The sequence below is a fragment of the Salinimonas marina genome, from assembly GCF_015644725.1.
GTDB lineage: Bacteria > Pseudomonadota > Gammaproteobacteria > Enterobacterales > Alteromonadaceae > Alteromonas.
On the sequence record NZ_CP064795.1, the window covers coordinates 2,560,942 to 2,582,716 of the forward strand.

Here is a 21,775-nt window from a genome sequence, read left to right on the forward strand (position 1 = left end):
CCCAATCGATTTCGGCATATTGTGACTACGGTTTTACGGATAAAAGCCGATAAAAATAACATTAACTAATAATGATAAGGCGTTAGGCCGTATAAAGGTGTTTTTGGTGCGCTCGACCATCGCTCGTTTAACAGTTGTTCTGTTGATGCTGTGTGGCAGCCTGGCTTCGGTGTCAAGCTACGCCGTCTCGATCACAGATATTTATTTTAAAGAACTCACCCTCCGCGATGGATTGTCAGACTTAACTGTCCTGGACATTGCTGAAGATAAAGACGGATATATCTGGATAGCCACGCTAAATGGCCTCAATCGCTATTCAGGCTATGAAATCAAGCAATATCTTGCTTCTGAAGATGATGAGTTCTCAATTCCTTCTAACCGCATTACATCCCTTTATGTCGATAGCTGGGGCGTGTTGTGGGTCGGTACTACCAGTGGCATTGCCCGCTATAATAAAAAAAGTGATAAATTCGAAATAGTTCACAAAAAAATTCTGAGGATAAGTCCGGCTCTATAGGTGAAATTGTTTCTTCTTCCAGCGATGCCCCCTTGATTGCTATCGATAATAACCTCTATTTCTGGGATGAAAACAACCAGTTTTTAGATATTTATATCAAAGAGCTTAATATAGATTCAGATATTGTTTCTTTGCTTGATGAAACATCCCGAACATGGATTGGTACCGTCGACGAAGGCTTATTCATACTAGATAAGACGACCAAAACACTATATTCAGCCCAGGAAGCCAACCCCTGGTCAATACATGTACCAGCTGAGTCGATCAATCAAATTACTATTATTGATGGAAAATATTGGCTAGCCACTGAGAATGGGCTATTTGAAGTTCAGGCAAACGGTACTGTTAAAGAGCTATACAGCGAAAAGAGTTCAACCTCAAACGCCCCATTTGTTTTTTTTGCTTTCTCCTATCAAGAGCAATTATGGATTGGAACTGATGTAAGTTTAGATATTTACGACTTCAATACCAAACATTTTTTGTCTATAGGTCCAGATAGCGTCAGTCTTACAGGTTTATCTCAGCGCTACTTGTTGACTTACTTAAAAGATACAAATGATAACATTTGGATTGGTTCCTATCAGGGGTTATTTAAATACAACTCTAAAGAAAGCCACACGAGAGTCTACTCAAATCAAAAAAGCTTCCAAGAGAAAAAAGATGGTAATTCGATTTGGGCTATCAAACAGGACAAAGAAGAGACTTTGTGGTTCGTTACACAAAATGAAGGAATGGGTCGTTTTAGTTTTGATACTGGAAAAATCTCTTATTATATTACCGAACGAAATGAAACATTTTGGGATTTAGTCATAGATAACAATGGCTACTTCTGGATTGCCACGTCTGACGGCATAAAAGTATTTCGAAGAGATAAAAGTAAATTCACCTTCGTGACCAGTTTTTTCGAAGGAAATTTCATTGACTCAATTTACGAAGCCAATAACAAAATTTGGTTAGTGATGGAAGAAAATAAAGCATTTTCTATAGATTCAGCATTATTGCCGGGTTATTTGGATTCTCCTGACGCAACACCAATCACAGAAACGCATTATATCACCGGCATAGATCGTTACTCTGCTGTGCAATACGCAGATACGCTAGGTAGGCTTTGGATAGCAAGTAAAGAGTCTTTATTTATTTACAACCCAACTTCAAAGAAGATAATAAAATCAATTACTTTGAATAAAGACAGCGATTTCAGAACGGTTACAATCTTCTCATGGCGAGATTCTTATTGGCTTTTGAACAGTCTGAATACATTATCAAAAATAGATAAAACTAGATTAGAAATTATCGATAGTAAAGTTGTCGACGCAGAGGGCAAGGGGCCCATGTCGGCAATTTCTCACGAAGAAATATTATGGATAGCTACGAACGATTCAATATACGCTTACGATCTTTCTACATCAGAAAAAATCGAGACCTTTAGTTTAGAGCAGCTTGGATATAATAGTTTTAATGATGGGGTTGTCTTAAAAACTGCCAACGACCATGTAGTGTTCGCAGGTAGCTCTGGTTTTAATCGTATCAAACTTAACCGTCCAGAATTTAGATTAGCCGCGGATTATCCTACTCAAAAGCCACTAATTTTAGCAACGAAGGTATTCGGCTATAACATTGATGGTGAAAGCGGTTTAACGCAAAATATTATCAGTGCTGAACATGGTGCCATCGAACTTAAGTACGATGAGTCACGATTTAGCATCACATTTGAGCTAATTAATCCTCTGTTTCCTAATTTGGTTGAATACCGTTATCGACTTCAAGGTGCTGACGGAAATTGGATGAACTCTGAAGGCGGCCGCAATGCGCAATTCAATAATATTCCATTTGGTAGTTACACTTTCGAAGTTCAGGCCAAAGAACCAGGCAAAGACTGGTCAAAGACCTCAAGCCTGAAGATAAAGATAGGCCGGCCTCCCTGGTTGCACACGGGTGCACTGGCTTTTTATGCCCTGATTTTCGCAAGTATTTTGCTGTTACTGTTTAAAAATTATCAGTCGCGGAAAAAAACTCAGCTGGCGGTTCGCGAATCCGAAGAGCGTCTGAAGCTTACATTATGGAGCAGCGGCGACGAATTGTGGGACTGGGATGTCTATAAAGGCCAGGTGTATCGCTCAAACACCTGGGGTACGCTGGACTTTCCGCAGGATAATATCCGTACCTCCACGGCCTACGATGCTAATATTCATCCTAATGATTTACTCCGGGTTCAGGAAGCACTCAAAGCCCATCTTGCCAATAAAACGGAATACTACGAACTGACGTATCGGGCAAAAACATTTAACAATCAATGGATTTGGATTTTAGACAGAGGCAAGGTAGTTACCCGGGACCACAACGACCAGCCCATACGTATGACCGGGACCCTCAAAAATATTCATCATCTGAAAGAAGCCGAAGAACAGCTGAATCTATTTAAACGCTCTATCGAAAATATCTCGGAAGGTGTGTTTATTACCAATACCAATTTCAAATTTATATCAGTGAACAATGCGTATTGCCAGTATACCGGCGAAACCCGGGATCAGGCACTTGCTTCGTATTTGTACTTTCACCAGTACCCCGAACCCTATACCGAAGAGATTAAGAAAACTTTGCGAGCCAAAGGCAACTGGTTTGGAGAGGTTGAATCAGCCCGCATTAATGGTGAAAAATTTGAAATGGAGATGAATATCGATGCGGTTCACAATGAAGAAGGCCGTATCAGTCACTTTGTTGGTGTATTTTCTGATATCACCTCGCGCAAAAATACAGAAAAAGAACTGCTGAAACTTGCTAATACCGATCCATTGACGGACTTACCCAATCGTTCTTTTTTCCAGGCCAGCCATCAGAATCTGGTTCGCCGGACCGAAAGTCATGCATTGCTGTGCCTGGATATGGATAACTTCAAAAAAATCAATGATTCTTTAGGGCACCAGACCGGCGATGTTTTGATAAAACAAATTGCCAAACGGATTCAACGAACCACCGGGAAAACGGCAACCTGTTACCGTTTAGGCGGGGATGAGTTCAGTGTACTGCTGGAGGATAAATCGGATATTCACACCATTACCCACTACGCCCAGGGCTTATTAGATACCCTGTCACGCCCTTTTATCATCAATAAGCAGGAGTTTGTACTGGGCGCCAGTATCGGCATCGCCTTTTATCCCGAAGACGGCGTGAGTTCACAGGAAATGCTTAAAAATGCCGATACGGCTATGTATTTTGCGAAAAACAATGGGGGCAACAGCTATAAATTTTTCAGTGGCGAAATGAACCAGAATGCCGTTCGGCAGCTGCAAATTGAAAACCTGATTCGCCAGGGCATTAAAGATGATTTATTCAGTGTGTTCTATCAACCCAAAATAGACATCAACTCAGGTCGTTTGGTGAGTATGGAAGCCCTGGTCCGTTTTGAACATCCTCATAAAGGTATTGTCAGCCCGGGACAATTTATTCCACTGGCGGAGCAGACCGGTCAAATCATTGAAATTGGCGAACAGGTGTTGCGTAAAGCCTTAAGTGACACCAAGCGCTGGGTCAGTGAAGGAATATTCAGCGGCCGCGTGGCCGTCAACATCTCAGCCAAGCAGTTTGAATTACCTGATCTGGACGATCGCATAATCCGCATATTGCAGGAAGTCGGATTGTCACCACTGCACCTTGAATGTGAAATCACCGAAGGTACCCTGATGGAAAATCCGGAAGAAGGGTTACGGATGATGGAGCGGCTTCGGGAAAAAGGCATCCATCTGGCGCTGGATGATTTTGGGACAGGTTACTCATCCCTGGCCTACCTCAAACGTTTTCCGCTCAACACCCTGAAAATTGATAAAGCCTTTATTGATGATATTGATAAAAGCAGCGTCGATCGTCATATGACGGCTGCCATTATTAATATCGCCCATAATCTGGGACTTAAGGTGGTGGCCGAAGGGGTGGAAAAAGAAAGCCAGCTGACAATTCTACGGCGTTACGAATGTGAAATGTTGCAGGGCTTTTTGTATAGCCGCCCTATTAATGCCGAGCGTTTTGAAGCACTGCTCAGGGAAAATCAGCAGTTGCATAATCTGATAAGTAATAACAACCACTCTTAAGCTTCAGTACCAGAAATAGCTGACTGTTGTCAGTATCCAGGCTGAAAACACTCCGCGAATAAAAGTTCACCTCAGCAGGCCGGCATTCGTGTCAATCTGCTGATAGGTGTTCAGCAGCCCCAGCACTATCAGCAACCCGCCTTGGTGCTCCTTATATGTCGGAATAACCTGCCACTGTTTTTGTCACTATAAATAAGCCAAAAAATCAGCGTCAAAAATTCGTCACTGCAGAATAGCCTACTGCGCAGATTCGCTCGCTTTTTTAAAAGTGAATGACGTGGTTTTGGCGCGCATCTTAAGCCATTGTTTTTAATTGATTATTTTTTATTTTCCAAGTTGGCACAGTAATCGCTTTATCTTTATTACACACCGCAGAAATACTGACGGTGGTTAAAAAATAAGAAAATCAAAGAATTACTTACACAAGGAAAAGAAACATGTTGAAAGCATACGCAGTGGCACTTGTATTATCGACCAGCACTCAGGCCTCAGTAAATACTCACGAAACTGTACGTCCTCTAGAAAAGAAAGTTGAAGCTTCTACTGAAACTCAAGCCAGACGCCCTTCAAACTGCGGCAAGCGTCTTTGTCGTATTGGATTTTAAGCAACAATATGCTTTTTTCTGAAGAGGCATTCGCTATGCCTCTTCAGCCGTTAGCCCCTCAGGCGGCCATCCAGATATTCTCCAAACCAGCTTCCCGCTTCATCTGAATATAGCGATGAAAGGTAAACAGTGGCATCAGCACTGGTCCTGCGACGAGTCCCGCTAACGCCCAGAATTCTTTTTTCATGCCCGCTTTTGACGCTTCGACATAAAAATACCCACCAAAATACAACGCTATTGCTATCACAGCCACTGGCCATATCAACATTACCATTTGAACTACCCCTGCATATAATGTTTATCCAGCCAATTCCGGCGACATATTATACAGCTCAGATATCATACGATCCAATGTATTTAGTCATTTTTTGAGCTTATTCGCGGTGTTATGCCTGATTATCGGGTACAAAAAAACCGGAAGGTGCAGGCACACTTCCGGCTTTTTCAGGTTGTTACCGTATTAGTAAAAGGTACGGTTCTCTTGCTGCATCCGGGTCAGTAAATCACAGGGTGTGAATTTATCTGAAATGTTACCAGCATAATGATTTAGTTTTTCTACCACGGTGTCGATGCCTAAGGTATCCATATAGCGGAAGGGTCCACCCAAAAACGGCGGGAAGCCAATGCCAAAGATAGCGCCGATATCACCGTCACGTGCGTTTCGTATTACCCCCTCGTCAAGACAACGGGCCGCCTCATTTAACATCATTAACACACAGCGTTCTGCCACTTCTTTTTCGCTACGGCTGGAAGACGGAGAAATGCCCAGTAAGTTATAGATTGTTTCATCCACTTCCTTACCGGCATCTTTTCCTTCGTATAAATAAAAACCTTTCTGATTTTTCTTGCCTTTGCGGTTATCCGCCAGGACTTTGTCAAACGCATCAGGGCGGTAAACCGATCGCCAAAGGCGTCCACCAGAATAGGAATTATTTTGGTACCCACATCAATGCCTACTTCATCAAGCAACTTGACCGGGCCCACCGGGAAACCAAATTTCACCAGCGACTTATCGATGTGCTCAATGGGTTCTCCTGCCAACAACAGGTACGCCGCCTCGTTCATATAAGGCGCGAGAATACGGTTAACATAAAACCCGGCGCCATCTTTTACCACCACCGGGGTTTTACCTTGCTTGCGGGCAAACTCTACGGTGGTAGAAATCGTCTCATCACTGGTTTTTTCATGGGCAATTACTTCAGCCAGGGGCATTTTGTCCACCGGCGAAAAATAATGCAGACCAATGATGTTTTCAGGCTTATTGGCTTTTGCCGCTATTTGCCCAATGGGAATAGAAGAGGTATTGGACGCAAAAATAGTTTCGGCCTGGCAATGCTGCTCAATGTCCGCCACCATCTTTTGCTTTAATTCAACATCTTCAAAGACTGCCTCGATGACAATGTCTGCATCCTGATAGCCCTTGTAGTCCAGGGTGCCGGTAAGCAAAGACATTTGTTTCTGCATCTCTGACTTACGCATGTGCCGTTTTTTGACTTTTTTATTCAGCAGATCATAGCTGTATTTCATAGCATGGGCGATGCCTTCGGCTCGAATGTCTTTGATTCGTGCAGGCACGCCGGCTTTGCTGGCGGTAACATAAGCAATACCACCGCCCATTAGTCCGCCGCCTAATACGCCGGCTTTATTGACTTTGCGCGCCGGGACCCCGGCGACACCTTGTTCTTTTTTCATCTGCGTGGTAGCAAAGAAGATTTCGCGTAACTGAAATGATTCAGGGGTCATCACCAGCTCGCCAAAAGCTTTGGCTTCGGCACGTAAGCCAGCAGCCATACCATCGTTCGCCCCGGTTTCGATTACATCAATAATTTTCGCCGGGGCCGGATAATTACCTTTTGTCTTCGAAAAAGTCTGCTCGCGGGCTTTTTTAAACACAATGCCCCGCCCATGCTGTTTTGTTCAAGCAGCTTATTCATCATGCCTTTTTGCGGCGCCTGACGTTCAGGTTTGCGTTTCAGGGCAAATTTTTCAGCGACTTCAAGCAATACACTGTGGGGAACCACCTCATCTACAATGCCATACTTTTTAGCTTGTTTGGCTCGCGCTGAAGAACCGGTCAGCATCATCTTCATGGCTTGCTGAATACCCACTAACCGCGGTAATCGCTGCGTACCGCCACTGCCTGGCAGCAAACCCAGCTGAACTTCCGGCAAGCCTACCTGAGTGGCTTTGTGATCGGTACACACCCGATAGTGACAGGCCAGCGCCAACTCCAGACCGCCGCCCAGGGCGGGCCCGTGAATGGCGGCGACAAAAGTAGCTCGCATTTTTTCGATACGATTAAAAACGTCCTGACCACTGGTAGCAAGACGCTGGGCATCTTCGACCGTTTTGCACTCACTAAGCATAGTAATATCGGCCCCGGCCACAAACGAAGCGGCTTTACCACTGGCTAGCACTACGCCTTTTATGCTCTTGTCGGCTTCAATATCATCCAGCATGGCGTTGATTTGCTCTCCAAATTCCGCCTTCAGGGTATTCATCGACTCGCCGGGCACATCCATGGTTAAAATGGCTACCCCATTGTCTTTCTTTTCTAACGTAAAGGCGCTGGCCGGCGCTTCTTCAGTTGTTGGCGAAGTTGTCATTTGTTCGGTCATTATTCTGTCTCCACAATCATCGCTGCACCCAGACCACCTGCTGCACAGGCTGTCAGCAAACCAGTACCGCCGCCGCGCCGCTGAAGCTCATTAAGCATTTGGGTAATCATACGCGTACCAGTGGCGGCGAAAGGATGGCCATAAGCGATTGAGCTGCCCATTACATTAAACTTGTCCATATCGATTTCGCCGGTGGCTTTGTCACGTCCCAGCTTTTCTTTGGCGAATTTATCACTGGCAAACATTTTAATGTTCGCTAGCGTTTGGGCGGCAAAGGCTTCATGCATTTCAATCAGCGTCAGATCGTTCAGGGACATGCCCGCCCGATCCAGGGCGATAGGAGTCGCATAGGAGGGGCCCATCAACATGTCTTCCCACACATCTATTGCTGAAAAGGCATAGCTTTTAATATAACCCAGCGGCGTATAGCCTAGTTCTTTGGCCCGGCTTTCTGTCATCATTAACACAGCCGATGCCCCATCAGTAAGAGGTGTGGCATTAGCGGCGGTCACTGAACCATATTTTTTATCAAACACCGGACGCAACTTAGCGTAACCTTCCAGCTTTGAGTCAAAGCGCACATTATTATCCCGGCCCAGCGCGCCTTGGTAAGGTTCGGCGTAGGCGGTCATCACTTCATTGTCCAGTTTGCCGGCTTCCCAGCTTTCGGCGGCCAGACTATGAGAGCGATGAGCAAGCTGGTCCTGATCTGCACGGGCAATCTGATGGGTTTTGGCCATTTGCTCGGCCGTTTGGCCCATCGACAGGCCCGTGGAGTATTCAGCAACGGCGGGTGGCACCGGCATCAGATCTTTGAACGACAACCGTTTAAGAACATTGAGCTTTTGCCCCATGGTCTTGGTTTTTTGTAAATCTACCAACGCGCGCGCCAGATTTTTTGAGACCCCGATGGGGATACCGAGGTGGAGTCTGCGCCCCCTGCTACCCCTACCTGGATATTGCCGGCCATCATGCTCTCGGCAATGTTAACGGTAGACTGAAAACTGGTGGCGCAGGCACGAGATACACTGTAAGCATCCGTGTGCACATTCATGCCCGTACCTAATACAATTTCCCGGGCAATATTGGGCGCCTCAGGCATCTGCACAACTTGTCCGTAAACCACCTGATCAATCATATCCGGGGATACGCCGTTGCGGATCAGAAGTTCATTGACCACCATCTTGCCTAGGTCGACAGCCGGAACTCCATGAAAATAAGTTGCCATTTTTGCAAACGGCGTTCGTAGACCAGAAACAATCGCAATCCGATCGCCCTGACGTGTCGTTATTTGTTGTTTAGTCGCCATATTGTACCTGAATCGTTTGCCACTTTACGGTGTTCTCGCGAAGTGGTCTGACCTGTAATAATGTAAGATTTTACAGACTATCATCAAAATAGCAAATGGCCGCAAAAGCACCTCGCCACAGCATATCTGTGACTCGCCGCTTTACACTCGTTTACATTTGATGATTGTTCCAATGTAAAGAATATGTCTTAATCAGTGTATTACCTTAAACCAACCGGCTACCAGCGCAAGCGCGCAGTGGTTATTTATTGTCAAAGCACTGCGTTAACCACGTCTTGAAGTTGCCGGAGATGGAACCATATAAGAAACCAAGAGTCAGTAACCCACGAACTTTTGTTTCTTACACTAGTAGTGTTTGGTACAGCTATTTGATCAGGAATTTAACACGCTATGGCAGCAGAGCAGTTTCAGCAACTTCACGCCTATCTGAACTCACAAATAATCGGTCAGACCCAACTCACCCGTAGCCTGCTTATTGCGATGCTGGCAGATGGTCACCTGTTAGTTGAAGGTCCCCGGGGCTTGCCAAAACCCGGGCGATCAATGCGTTGGCGAACGGCATGGAAGCAGATTTTCATCGGGTCCAGTTCACCCCGGATTTGCTGCCGGCCGATTTAACCGGTACCGATATCTACCGCCCCGAGACCGGCGAGTTTGTGTTTCAAAAAGGACCACTGTTTCATAATCTGATGCTGGCGGATGAAATAAACCGGGCTCCGGCCAAAGTGCAGTCGGCCTTATTGGAAGCGATGGCCGAACGCCAGATTACGGTGGGCAACAAAACCTACAAGTTACCGGCGTTGTTTTTGGTTATGGCGACCCAGAACCCGCTGGAGCAAGAGGGTACCTACCCGCTGCCAGAGGCGCAGCTGGACCGGTTTTTGATGCATATTGAAATTGATTATCCCGGCGCTGAAACCGAGCTGCAAATTTTGCAGTTAACCCGGGACGAAGAGCGCAAAATGGCGGCGCCCGCACCGGCCAAATTATCGCAGGCCGATATTTTTGCAGCCCGCAAGCAAGCATTGAGTTTGCATCTGGCCCCTGAGCTGGAACGCTATATGGTAGAGCTGGTGGTGGCCACCCGCAGCCCGGAAAAATACGATGATGAGTTAAAAGACTGGATTGAATTTGGGGTAAGTCCGCGGGCCACTATTGCCCTGGACCGCTGTGCCCGGGCCCATGCCTGGCTGGCAGGGCGTGATTTTGTCGGCCCCGATGATATTCAGGCGGTGGTGCATAATGTTCTGCGCCATCGCATTATTTTGTCGTATCAGGCTGAAGCGCAGGGTGTCACCACCAATCAGGTGCTCGATCGTATTGTTCAACAGGTGGCTGTGCCGTAGTTATATGATAAATAAGGCCCACATGCTCACCGCGTTACACAGTAACGGAATTGAGCTGAGCACTACCGAATTGCTGCGCTACCGACAGCTGACACACCTGATTAACCTCAAGCCCGGTAAGGCCCATTGTGCGGCTTTATCCGGCGGCTACCTGAGTAAGCATAAAGGCCGGGGTATGGAGTTTGATGAAGCCCGCCATTATCAGGCCGGCGACGATATTCGGGCGATCGACTGGCGGGTAACCGCCCGCACCGGTAAAACCCATACCAAAATTTATCGTGAAGAACGTGAACGACCGGTTTTTATTCTATGCGACCTGTCTGCCTCAATGCAGTTTGGTACCCAATTGCTGCTAAAAAGTATCCAGGCGGCGCATCTGTCTGCCCTTATTGCCTGGTCGGCGGTCCAGCGGGGCGATAAACTGGGCGCTCTGCTCTTTACCGCTAATCAGCATCGCGAATGCAAACCGATGTCCCGTAAGCGCGCGGTGCTGGCCCTTTGTCACGAGCTGATGCAGTTGCAAAATGATCAGCATGATACAGAACAACTATCAGCTATTGCGTTTAGCGATGCCTGCGCCCGCGCACGGCGGCTGGTCCGGCCCGGTAGTCTGGTATACGTTATTTCCGATTTTGCCACGTTAGATGCTGCCACCGCCCAGCATCTTGCGCATCTGGGTCGTCATAGCGAAGTAAAATCGCTGATGATTACCGACCCCTTCGAACATGCTTTGCCACAGGTTGCCGGGCAGCGCCAGGTCAGTGTCACCGACGGTCAGCAACGTCAGACCTGGCTACTTGGCGATTCGCATCAGCAGCAACGGTACCGCGAAAGCCGCGAACAGCACCTGGTGCAGACCACGCAGTTGCTACGTGATGCCGGTATTTTCTGTCAACAAATCAGTGCGGCCACACCGTTGGAACATCAACTGAACGTGCAGGCTGGATCCAAACAATGAACGAACAACAACTTCTTGCACAACTAAAAGATATTCAGCCTCCTGATCCTGTTTCATTCTGGCCGCTGGCCTGGGGTTGGTGGCTTGTTGTCGCCCTGACGTTATTGGTATTGACCGCGGTAGTATGGTGGTGGCGCCAACGACGTCGTTTTAATGCCCCCGCCGCCAGGCGCTCAAGGAGCTTAAAAATGTTTCTGTGGAAGCCGACAACTGGCCGTCACAAATCAATCAATTACTCAAGCGTACCGCCATCAGCTACTTCCCCGCCCTGCCCTGGCGGGACTGTATGGTCAACGCTGGACCCAGTTTTTGGTAAGGCAGCTCAGACCGGGGCAGCAGAGCCAGGCCGCCGAGGAACTGAGTCACTTACAGGCTATGCTGTATCAGCCCGTCAAGCCTGACAAAAGTCAGTTTAGCCGATGCCGGCAGGTGGCTGAGCACTGGATCAAACACGCCAGATTTAAGCCTCTGCCTGACGCGACGGTACTTAATGACGCTGAGGTAAGCCATGTTTGAGTTTGCCTGGTGGTGGGTATTATTGTTACTGCCGCTGCCGTTGCTAATGCGTTTGCTGCCAGCCAGTACCCCCACTCAGGAGGCGGCACTGCATATCCCCCATGTACTGGCCGGCGCTACTGCCTCATCCTCTCAGACACGTGCTCAGGCATCGGTTAAGCTCATCTGGTTATGGCTGATATGGCTGCTGTTGGTGGTGGCGGCCGCCCGCCCACAATGGCTGGGCGAGCCGGTCAGTATTTCCAGCGAAGGGCGTGAAATGATGCTGGCAGTGGATTTATCCGGCAGTATGAAAATAGACGATATGACGATAAATGGCCGTCAGGTAAACCGTCTGCAAATGACCAAAGCAGTATTGGCTGACTTTATCAAACGACGGGTCTCCGATCGCCTTGGTCTGATCTTATTTGCCGATACCGCTTATTTGCAGGCGCCCCTGACTTTTGACCGTAAAACGGTGGCGCAGTTGCTCGACGAATCCGTGATTGGTCTGGTAGGCGAACAGACCGCGATAGGCGATGCAATCGGTCTCGCGGTGAAGCGCCTGGAAGCCCGGGAAAAAACAAACAAGGTATTGATTTTATTAACAGATGGTCGCAATACCACAGGTAATATCACCCCAAAACAAGCTAAAGAACTGGCGGTTGAAAGCGGGGTTACGGTTTACACCATTGGGGTGGGCGCCGATAAAATGGTGGTCGAGAACTTTTTTGGTCGCCGGCAGGTAAACCCATCGCGGGAGCTGGATGAGGATATGCTTACTGACATCGCTACCGCCACGGGTGGCAAGTATTTTCGGGCCCGGGATTCCCAGGAACTCGAGCAAATATACAGTCGGCTGGATGAACTGGAACCCATCGAAGGCGATTCGCAAAAGCTGCGGCCGTTAAGTGCGTTGTATTATTATCCACTGGGTCTGGCGTTACTGTTTAGTGTGCTACCCCTGGCCGGCATGCTGTGGCGACACCGCCAACGCCATCCATCTCGGTCCACCTCGCAAGTAAAAGAGCGCTAATCACATGGTCTGGCAGGAATTTCATTTTTTAAGACCCTGGTGGCTCGCCACCATTCCGGTTTTACTATTAATCTGGTTTTTCTATCGACGCTGGCGGGCACAGCAGTCCGGCTGGCACGGCGTGATAGCCTCGCATTTGTATCAGAAAATGGTGGGCGCGGGCCAGGCACAACAAAGGTCTGGTTTATACGTAGCCCTGTTAGTGTGCTGGATACTGGTAAGTCTGGCGCTGGCTGGCCCTACCTGGCAACGGCTGCCGCAGCCGGTCTATCAGGTCAAGGCCGGACAGGTAGTCGTTATGGACATGTCGTTGTCTATGCGATCTACCGATGTCTCCCCCGACCGGCTTACTCGCGCTAAATACAAGGCGATGGATTTGGTCAAGCGCATCAGTGACGGTGAAACCGGATTGGTGGCTTACGCGGGCGACGCATTTATTATCAGCCCTCTTACCGCAGATTATAAAAACCTGAATGCGCTCATTCCCAGTCTGAACCCGGAAATTATGCCGGTTGCTGGTAGCGATCCGTTGCTCGGCATCGAAAAGGCCAGCGAATTACTGACCAATGCCGGCTATCGGCAGGGGCATATTTTCTGGATAACCGATGGCATCAGCCGGGAGCAACAGCAAGAGTTACAAAGCTATCTTAGTACCCTGCCCTTTACGATTAATATTCTGGCAGTGGGGACCGAGGAGGGCGCACCAATCAAGCAGGCCAGTGGTGAATTGCTTAAAGACCGGCGCGGACAGATTGTGGTGCCCCGCTTACGCAAAGACGCCCTACAGGCGTTGGCCAGCACCACCGGGGGTGAATTTGCCGTTATTTCGGCCTCCGAAGCTGATATTCGCAATCTGGCGAACAGTTTCAGACAGGATGAGCGACAAGTCGCTGAACAACAACAAAACCAGTACAGTGGTGATCAGTGGCAGGAGTTCGGGCCATATTTGTTGCTTGTTTGTCTGCCGATAATGCTGCTTTTTTTCAGACGAGCGGCGGCGTTCTGCCTCACTCTCGTATCGGTGTCACTATGGTTGCCTGAACCCGTTTATGCGCAAAGCACCCCGCCGGCTCAAAATGATAGTGATGAAGCGACGACTGCCCGCCAGGCACTGAGCTGGCAAAGTCAGCTATTTGAAAACACCAACCAGCAGGGCCAAACCCTGTACCAGGCTGGCGCTTATGAACAGGCCGCCGGGCACTTTGAGGCCCCGGACTGGCAGGCCAGTGCCCATTATAAAGCGGGTAATTACGAGCAGGCGGCGTCGTTATTCAGTCAGCAGGATACCGCGGATGCGGCTTACAATCAGGGCAATGCCCTGACGCAGCTGGGAGATTACGAGCAGGCCATACAGGCGTACAACAAGGCGTTGGCCAAAAATCCCCAACATACCCAGGCGCTGCATAACAAAAAAATTGCTGAGCAATTGCTGCAACAGCAACAGCAACAGCAACAGCAACAGCAACAGCAACAGCAACAGCAACAGCAACAGCAACAGCAACAAAACAACGAGGGTGAGAACCGCGAAGATCAGTCAGGCCAGAACTCTGACCCGCAGTCCCAATCCGGCCAGCAGGACCAGTCGCAACCGGATGCTCAGGACGCCTCCCCATCCGGCTCGCAAGACCAGGGTGAGGAGCAAAGCGACGATTCCGGCGCTGCGAAGCCAGATGAATCTGCCGACACCGGGTCCTCACCTGAGTCGGCTGCTGGTGATAAAGAGGATGCGTCAGAACAAGCTTCTGAACCAGCCGCGTCTGGCGCCCCGACTCAGGCAGAAAAGCCCGCCGATGAGGCAGAAAATCCTGAACACCAGGTGGCAGGACAGGCTGAACTTAGTGATGCAGAAAAAGAAAACCTGCAACGGCTTGAAAATCTTAAAAAGCGCATCCCCGATGATCCGGCTTTCTTACTTAAGCGAAAAATGCAGCTTGAAGCCCAGCAGCGGCGTAACCGGCGTCCCCCATCCAACCGGAGTGAGTGGTAATGAAACAGTTGTACATATTAATAATGGGTTTAGCACTAAGTCTGGCCAGCCACGCCAGCGTCACCAATGTGCGGGCTCAGATTGATAAAAATCCGGTGATGGTGGATGAGGCTATCCGCCTTTCGGTCATTGCTGCCGGGGACCCCTCCCGGGATGCATTTGACAGCTCAGCACTGCTTAATGACTTTGTGGTGGGCCGCACTGCCATTAGTAACCGCACCAGTATTATTAATGGTACACGCAGCAAAACCACCACCTGGACCACCACGTTGTTTCCTCGTCAGGAAGGTCGTTTTACGATCCCCGCTTTTACTATCGAAGGACACCAAACCCAGCCTATTGAGGTAGAGGTTATTCCGGTAAGCCAGTCGGACAATGACAAGCCAGCCCGTGATTTTTATGTTACCACCAGCGTGGATACCAACGAGGTCTATCTTAATCAGCAAATTCGCTACACAGTGAAACTGTTTCTGGCTACTGATATCGAACGTGGAAGTTTACAGGCACCCAAGCTGGCTCAGGCGCAAATCAGCCAGCTGGGCGATGATAGGCGTACCACAGAAATTGTAAATGGCCGGCGCTACCAGGTCATTGAACGTAATTTTGCGGTGGTACCTCAACGTTCAGGCGAGTTTACTATTCAGGGGCCGGTCTTTACCGGTGAGGTGCTGGCCCCCAATACTAACCAGCGCTTTGGTTTTTTCAATCGCACTCAAACCATCAACCGGCTGGGGCCGGATATAACCTTAACGGTTAAAGCGCAACCTGATGATATTGATTTTCACTGGCTTCCCAGTGAGTTTGTGGACATTCACGAAGAGTGGCCTCAGCAACAGGAATTTACGGTGGGTGAACCGGTTACCCGAACCATGACCCTCACCGCCATGGGGGTGGTAGAAGAACAGCTTCCCGACTTCCCCACTCATTATCCACCCGGCTTCAAGGTCTACCCCGATCAAAGCCAGACCGCTACCGTGGATAAAGACAATACTCTGATTGCGCAGCGGGTCGCCTCGGTGGCGATTATCCCCACGAAAGCGGGTAAATATGTGCTGCCTGAGATCACCATCCCCTGGTTTAATGTCCTGACCCAAGAGACCGAATACGCCACATTGAAAGCCCGCAGCATAGAGGTGGTGCCCGATACGGCGTCTGCCCCGGCGCCCACCAGCCCTGCCGCTGCGGCTTCATCTACGCCAGAGCCTGAGACCGGCGAGGCGCCGGCGCAGACTACGCCGCCAGAGTCCGGAGCCGGTATGCCCGGATACGCTATGTGGCTGTTGCTGGGCCTTTGGGTTGCCACTGTACTGCTATTGGCCATCGTTATACGCTATTATCGTAAAAAATTAAGCCAACAGCCGCCCGCAGCCGCGGTTGGAAGCGGCCATGAAAGGCAAGTCGAAGCACAGGCCTATGCGCAGCTTGAAAGCGCCTTAAAAAGTGGCCAGGCCAGTCAGGTGGTCGCGGCGTTGCATCACTGGCTCCGCCAGCTGGAAGGCCTTGAGCAGCCCCTTACCAGGCCGGCCGACAGTGTTCTTACCGCACCGTTGCAGGCGCCGCTGGATGCGTTGCTGGCGAGCTTGTATGGCCCCGGATCAACGACGTGGGATGTACAGCCACTTCGCAGCGCCTTAGTGGCTGTTCGTCAGCAATATTTGCAACACCAACAAGAACAACGACAACCGTTGTCACCGCTCTATCAGCAATAATAAAAACGGTGACGCTTGATAACACCAGGGAGATCACATGCAAAAAAACATGTTTCGTTTAAGTGCGCTGGCACTGGCACTTAGCGGCTTAATGGCCTGCTCGCCTGCCTCACAGGAAGCCAGCAGCAACAAAAGCGCGGGCAACGCCACCGAGTCTGAGTCGCAGATGAGCGCTCAAAGTGAGTCTGAACGGCTTAATGCTTTTTTCGAACGTACCTTTGAAGAAGACTTAAAACGGTCACCCGTGTCCCAAAGCTATCTGGGCTACAAGTGGGACTATGGCGAGTGGGATGATGTCAGCGAAGAAGCCAAAGAACAGCAAATGGCTATCTACAAAAATCGTCTTGAAGAGCTTGATACGTTCGATGCAAAAAAGCTTAACGAACAGGAAAAATTAAGCCTGAAACTCTACCGTTATGAGCTTGAACGGTCACTGGAAAACGACAAATTCCGTCATCACACTTATGTTATCAATCAGTTCCGCGGGCCGCACACCATGGTTCCCAGCTTTTTGATCAATATTCATAGTGTTAAAACTGAAGACGATGCCAAAGCCTACATCAGCCGTCTGGACAAAGTGGACACGTACTTTGGACAGGTTATTGACCAGATGAAACTGCGCCAGGAAGCAGGAGTTTTTCCACCAGCCTGGGCTTACCCGCAGATGATACAGGCGTCACGTAATGTGATCTCCGGAGCGCCTTTTGACACATCTGATACCCCTTCAACCTTGTGGGAAGACATTGATGGCAAAATCCGGGCCCTGGAGGTTGAAAATACCGTTAAACAAAATCTGCTGGCCGAAGCAAAAGCCGCACTGCTGACCTCGGTTCGTCCTGCGTATGAGGAGCTGATCAGTGAATTGGAAGCCCAGGAAAAATTAAGTCCTGAAGGCGACGGTGTATGGCGGTTACCGGAAGGCAAAGCCTGGTACGACAATCGTCTTAGCTGGTATACCACCACCGATCTTAGTGCCGAGGAAGTCCATCAGATTGGTCTGGAAAATGTGGATCGTATTCATAATGAAATGAAGAAGATCATGAAGGAGGTGGAATTTGACGGCACCTTGCAGGAGTTCTTTGAATTCATGCGTACCGATGATCAGTTCTACTACGAAGATACCAAAGAAGGACGTCAGCGTTATCTGACCGAAGCCAAACAGCATATCGATAATATGCGCGACGCACTGCCAGACTATTTTGGGCTAACCCCTGAAGCCGATATGATTGTTAAGCGGGTGGAGGCTTTCCGTGAACAATCTGCAGGTAAGGCGTTTTATCAAAGCCCGGCGCAGGATGGTTCACGGCCTGGCATCTATTACGCCAACCTGTATGACATGAGTTCCATGCCCACCTATCAAATGGAAGCCCTGGCGTACCATGAAGGTATTCCCGGCCATCATATGCAACGCGCGATTGCTCAGGAACTTGACGGCATTCCGATGTTCCAGAAATTTTTAAGCGCCACCGCCTATACCGAAGGCTGGGGATTGTATAGCGAAGAGCTGGCTAAGGACATGGGTTTTTATGAAGATCCCTACTCTGATTTTGGCCGCCTGGCCATGGAATTGTGGCGAGCCTGCCGGCTGGTGGTCGATACCGGCCTTCACTCAAAACAATGGTCACGTGAAGAAGCGGTTGAGTACCTGGTAGAAAATACTCCGAACCCTGAATACGATGCGCAAAAAGCGATTGAGCGCTATATTGCGTTGCCCGGGCAAGCCACCGCTTACATGATTGGTAAGCTCAAAATCATGGAGCTGCGCGATAAGGCCCGTGAGGAATTAGGCGATAAATTCAGTTTCCCGGAGTTTCATGATGAAATTCTCAAAGACGGCCCGGTGTCGCTGGCGGTGCTGACCGATAAAATCAATCGCTGGATTGAGCAAACTAAAGCAGAATAATTCGCGGCGAATAAACGCCTTCTGCAGATATATCTCCCCGGCCTGGCGCCGGGGTTTTTGTTACCATTGTTTTTCATTCCAGCCTGCGAATCAGCTATGCTTATCAAATACCTTCAGCCAGCGGCCAAAAAAATGTTCAGGTCACGAAATAAATTATCGGCCCCGCGGGTCTTATCTGACATGAAACAGAAACAAAAACGCTATGAAGCGCTGGTGCACGCCTTTCACGCCGATATCTATCGATATGCGTATTATCTGGCTAAAGACAAAAGCGTGGCGGAAGATATCGCCCAGGAGACGTTTTTACGGGCCTGGCGTTCGCTGGATGCTTTAAAAGATGAAAAGGCAGCCAAGTCCTGGCTGATCACCATCGTGCGCCGTGAAAATGCCCGGCGGTTTGAAAAAAAGCAGTTGGATATTGTGGAGTATGATGAGGCCGCACTAGTAGATGAAACCTGTTTTGCTGAAAGTTCGGTACACCAGAATGAGATCCATCGATTGCTGGCCGGACTTTCGCTTGAATACCGGGAGCCTTTGATTTTGCAATTAATTTTTGGTTATAGCGGCGATGAAATCGCGGCGCAGCTGGACCTTAATAAAAATACCGTAATGACACGTTTGTTTCGTGCCCGCAACCAGCTTAAAGATACCTTGAGTAAGCAACCAGAAGTACGAGGTCACCGTAATGGATGAGTTAGAATTCCGGCGTCGTATCTATGCAGATCCAGACACCATGGACGCAGACGTGCTTAAGGCAGCTGAAGCCGACCCTGACAAACAGGCTTTTCGCGAGCAAGTCAGACAGATGAACAATAAGCTCAAACAGGCCACAAAAGTGCCGGTCCCGAGGACCTGGCCCACAAACTGATTTGGCAACAAACGACCGCCGATTACAACAAACAGCGCAAACATCAGCGCTGGTATACTGCCCTGGCCGCCTCTGTAGCGCTGGTGATTGGGGTAATGGGGACATTGTGGGTGGTGCAACAGCCACCCGGGCTGGAAAATCAGGCGCTGGCACATGTGACCCATCTTGATAAAGAAGTGCCCCATAGCGTATTGCCCTTAGATATGGCGCAAATCAATGCCAAGCTCGCCAGTTTCGGGGGGCGAATGGTTGAGTCTATCGGTGACATACAGGTGGCAAACTTTTGTCATTTACGTTCTGTTCGTAGTCTGCACCTGATTCTGCATACCGACCAGGGTCGTATGTCCGTGTTTGTGATGCCCCCCGACAAGGGCAGCACCATTCCCGATAGCTTCAGCAATAACGAATTTCAGGGCACCCGGTTTCAACTGCAAAAGGCCAGTATTGTGGTGGTGGGGGAAAAAGGTTCTAATCTTCACCCTCTTAGCCAGAAGGTGAGAAAAAGTATACAGTTTTCAGCCTGATAAACTCTTTCCAGCCACTTTTTAAAGTGACTTTTTTTGTCGGTGCGTCAATATTTTGTAAATTTATTAGAGTTCAAATTGCCCCCATTCATGGAGACTTACGTAAGTTCCTGTTAGCATGCCGAAAAAAATAAGGAAGGATTTATGGCAACAGGTACTATAATTTCGTTAGGGCTTTACTTCGCAGCCATGATTGGCATCGGGGTATTTGCGTATCGACAAACAGACACCAATGTCGAAGGCTACATGCTGGGTGGACGTCAGTTAGGTCCCGCTGTAACTGCACTTTCTGCTGGCGCTTCGGACATGAGTGGCTGGATGCTGATGGGTCTGCCAGGGGCGATGTATGTCTCAGGCTTGTCTGCAGGCTGGATTGCAATTGGTCTGGTTTTGGGCGCACTGGCAAACTACCTGCTGGTAGCACCACGTTTGCGGGTTTACACCGAACTGGCAAAAAACTCCATTACACTACCCGATTACTTTGAAAATCGATTCGATGACAACAGCCGTCTTCTGCGTGTCATCGCATCGGTTGTTATCGTAATTTTCTTTACGCTGTATACTTCATCTGGCGTAGTTGCCGGGGGTAAACTGTTTGAATCCTCTTTTGGTCTGACCTATGAAACCGGTCTGTATGTCACCACCGCGGTCGTGGTGCTGTATACGCTGGTAGGTGGTTTTATGGCCGTGAGTATGACCGATTTTGTACAGGGTTGTATCATGTTTATCTCGCTGGTGATGGTGCCTATCGTGACCGTCATGGAGTTAGGCGGCTTTAACGAAGCGGTGCAAGCAGTGCGCGATATCGATCCTGACCTGCTCAGCCCATTTGCGGATGCCAGCACCAAGCAAGATCTCACCATCGTTGGTATTGTCTCGTTACTGGCATGGGGCCTGGGGTATTTCGGACAGCCACATATCATCGTGCGTTTCATGGCTATCCGTAGCGTTAAGGATGTCCCTGCAGCGCGTAATATTGGTATGAGCTGGATGCTGGTTTCTATCATCGGTGCCCTGGTTACCGGTCTGTTTGGTCTGGCCTATGTGACGTCGCAGGAAGGGGTTCAAATTGACCCTGAGACCGTCTTTATCTACTTGTCACAGATTCTGTTCCACCCGTTAATTGGTGGTTTCCTGCTGGCAGCCATTCTGGCGGCGATCATGAGTACAATCTCCTCGCAGCTGTTGGTGACTTCAAGTTCACTGACCAGTGACTTTTATCAGGCCTTCCTGCGTCGTAATGCCTCAGATACCGAGCTGGTAATTGCTGGCCGTGTATCAGTGGTGGTTGTCGCGGCGGTCGCTATTTATCTGGCATACGATCGTGACAGCACGATTCTGACGCTGGTAAGTAACGCCTGGGCAGGGTTTGGTGCTGCATTTGGTCCGCTGGTTCTGTTCAGCCTGTTTAAACGCAGTATGACCCGCCGCGCCGCACTAGGTGGCATGGTTGTGGGTGCACTAACGGTGCTGTTCTGGATTTATGCACCATTCCAGATTGATGGCAAGCCGCTAAGTGCATGGATGTATGAAATTGTGCCTGGCTTCGTCCTGGCCAGTATCACCATTATGGTGTTGTCGAAATTTGGCAAGCCGCGCGAAGGTGTTGAAGAAACCTTTGATGCATTCCAGAAAAAAATGGATGAAGAGCTGCGCTAAGTCGTTGTTCGCTTTTACCAAAAGCCACTTCATCTGAAGTGGCTTTTTTATTGCTCCACGTTTTTTGCGCTTCCCTTTTCCGCATTCGACGGTAACAGGCCTTCTGGTAATAACTTGCTACAGGTTATTGCAACTGTGCATCCTTATTGCATTACA

General features: G+C 49.1%; 10 protein-coding genes and 6 pseudogenes. 13 read left to right on the forward strand and 3 right to left on the reverse strand.

Annotation, left to right across the window (positions count from 1 at the left end; all coding sequences use genetic code 11):
- The first annotated feature begins 106 nt into the window (after positions 1 to 106).
- Both IT774_RS17475 and IT774_RS11495 read left to right on the forward strand, forming a co-directional pair.
- The gene (locus IT774_RS17475; protein WP_232364968.1) at positions 107 to 517 is read left to right on the forward strand and encodes a ligand-binding sensor domain-containing protein; all 411 of its coding nucleotides are present in this window, start codon (positions 107 to 109) and stop codon (positions 515 to 517) included.
- A gap of 32 nt (positions 518 to 549) precedes the next feature.
- Complete coding sequence (locus tag IT774_RS11495) at positions 550 to 4,602, forward strand: EAL domain-containing protein (RefSeq protein WP_232364969.1); 4,053 nt, start codon at positions 550 to 552, stop codon at positions 4,600 to 4,602.
- Between the two features lie 663 nt (positions 4,603 to 5,265).
- Here the strand turns inward: IT774_RS11495 and IT774_RS11500 are convergent.
- The 3 genes and pseudogenes from IT774_RS11500 to fadI all read right to left on the reverse strand — a co-directional run bounded on the left by IT774_RS11500 (position 5,266) and on the right by fadI (position 9,134).
- Positions 5,266 to 5,481, reverse strand: coding sequence for a hypothetical protein (locus tag IT774_RS11500; RefSeq protein ID WP_195809898.1), 216 nt, complete (start codon positions 5,479 to 5,481; stop codon positions 5,266 to 5,268).
- Between the two features lie 186 nt (positions 5,482 to 5,667).
- Positions 5,668 to 7,813 (reverse strand): annotated as a pseudogene (fadJ, locus tag IT774_RS11505) (fatty acid oxidation complex subunit alpha FadJ).
- Between the two features lie 11 nt (positions 7,814 to 7,824).
- A pseudogene (gene fadI / locus IT774_RS11510) lies at positions 7,825 to 9,134 on the reverse strand (acetyl-CoA C-acyltransferase FadI).
- 390 nt (positions 9,135 to 9,524) lie between these two features.
- Here fadI and IT774_RS11515 point away from each other — a divergent pair.
- The 11 genes and pseudogenes from IT774_RS11515 to putP all read left to right on the forward strand — a co-directional run bounded on the left by IT774_RS11515 (position 9,525) and on the right by putP (position 21,619).
- Positions 9,525 to 10,480: pseudogene (locus IT774_RS11515) on the forward strand (AAA family ATPase).
- 4 nt (positions 10,481 to 10,484) lie between these two features.
- Positions 10,485 to 11,438, forward strand: coding sequence for a DUF58 domain-containing protein (locus IT774_RS11520; protein ID WP_195809899.1), 954 nt, complete (start codon positions 10,485 to 10,487; stop codon positions 11,436 to 11,438).
- Positions 11,435 to 11,575 (forward strand): annotated as a pseudogene (locus IT774_RS18060) (DUF4381 family protein); the annotation flags it as partial. The gene IT774_RS11520 and the pseudogene IT774_RS18060, both read left to right, overlap by 4 nt.
- A gap of 32 nt (positions 11,576 to 11,607) precedes the next feature.
- Positions 11,608 to 11,954: pseudogene (locus IT774_RS18065) on the forward strand (DUF4381 domain-containing protein); the annotation flags it as partial.
- Positions 11,947 to 12,969 carry a vWA domain-containing protein gene (locus tag IT774_RS11530; protein ID WP_195809901.1) on the forward strand — a complete coding sequence of 341 codons (1,023 nt, stop codon included), beginning with the start codon at positions 11,947 to 11,949 and terminating at the stop codon, positions 12,967 to 12,969. The pseudogene IT774_RS18065 and the gene IT774_RS11530, both read left to right, overlap by 8 nt.
- A 4-nt stretch (positions 12,970 to 12,973) precedes the next feature.
- The gene (locus IT774_RS11535; protein ID WP_195809902.1) at positions 12,974 to 14,956 is read left to right on the forward strand and encodes a VWA domain-containing protein; all 1,983 of its coding nucleotides are present in this window, start codon (positions 12,974 to 12,976) and stop codon (positions 14,954 to 14,956) included.
- Positions 14,956 to 16,665, forward strand: a complete 1,710-nt coding sequence (locus IT774_RS11540; protein ID WP_195809903.1) for a BatD family protein — start codon at positions 14,956 to 14,958, stop codon at positions 16,663 to 16,665. Before IT774_RS11535 ends, IT774_RS11540 begins: the two co-directional genes overlap by 1 nt.
- 37 nt (positions 16,666 to 16,702) lie before the next feature.
- Positions 16,703 to 18,568, forward strand: a complete 1,866-nt coding sequence (locus IT774_RS11545) for a DUF885 domain-containing protein (protein WP_195809904.1) — start codon at positions 16,703 to 16,705, stop codon at positions 18,566 to 18,568.
- A 180-nt stretch (positions 18,569 to 18,748) separates the two neighbouring features.
- Positions 18,749 to 19,261 (forward strand): sigma-70 family RNA polymerase sigma factor, encoded by a 513-nt coding sequence (locus tag IT774_RS11550; RefSeq protein ID WP_408641185.1) that lies wholly within the window; start codon positions 18,749 to 18,751, stop codon positions 19,259 to 19,261.
- Positions 19,262 to 19,301: 40 nt separating this feature from the next.
- A pseudogene (locus tag IT774_RS11560) lies at positions 19,302 to 19,960 on the forward strand (DUF3379 family protein).
- Between the two features lie 144 nt (positions 19,961 to 20,104).
- Positions 20,105 to 21,619, forward strand: a complete 1,515-nt coding sequence (gene putP, locus IT774_RS11565) for a sodium/proline symporter PutP (protein WP_195809906.1) — start codon at positions 20,105 to 20,107, stop codon at positions 21,617 to 21,619.
- The last annotated feature ends 156 nt before the right edge of the window (positions 21,620 to 21,775 follow it).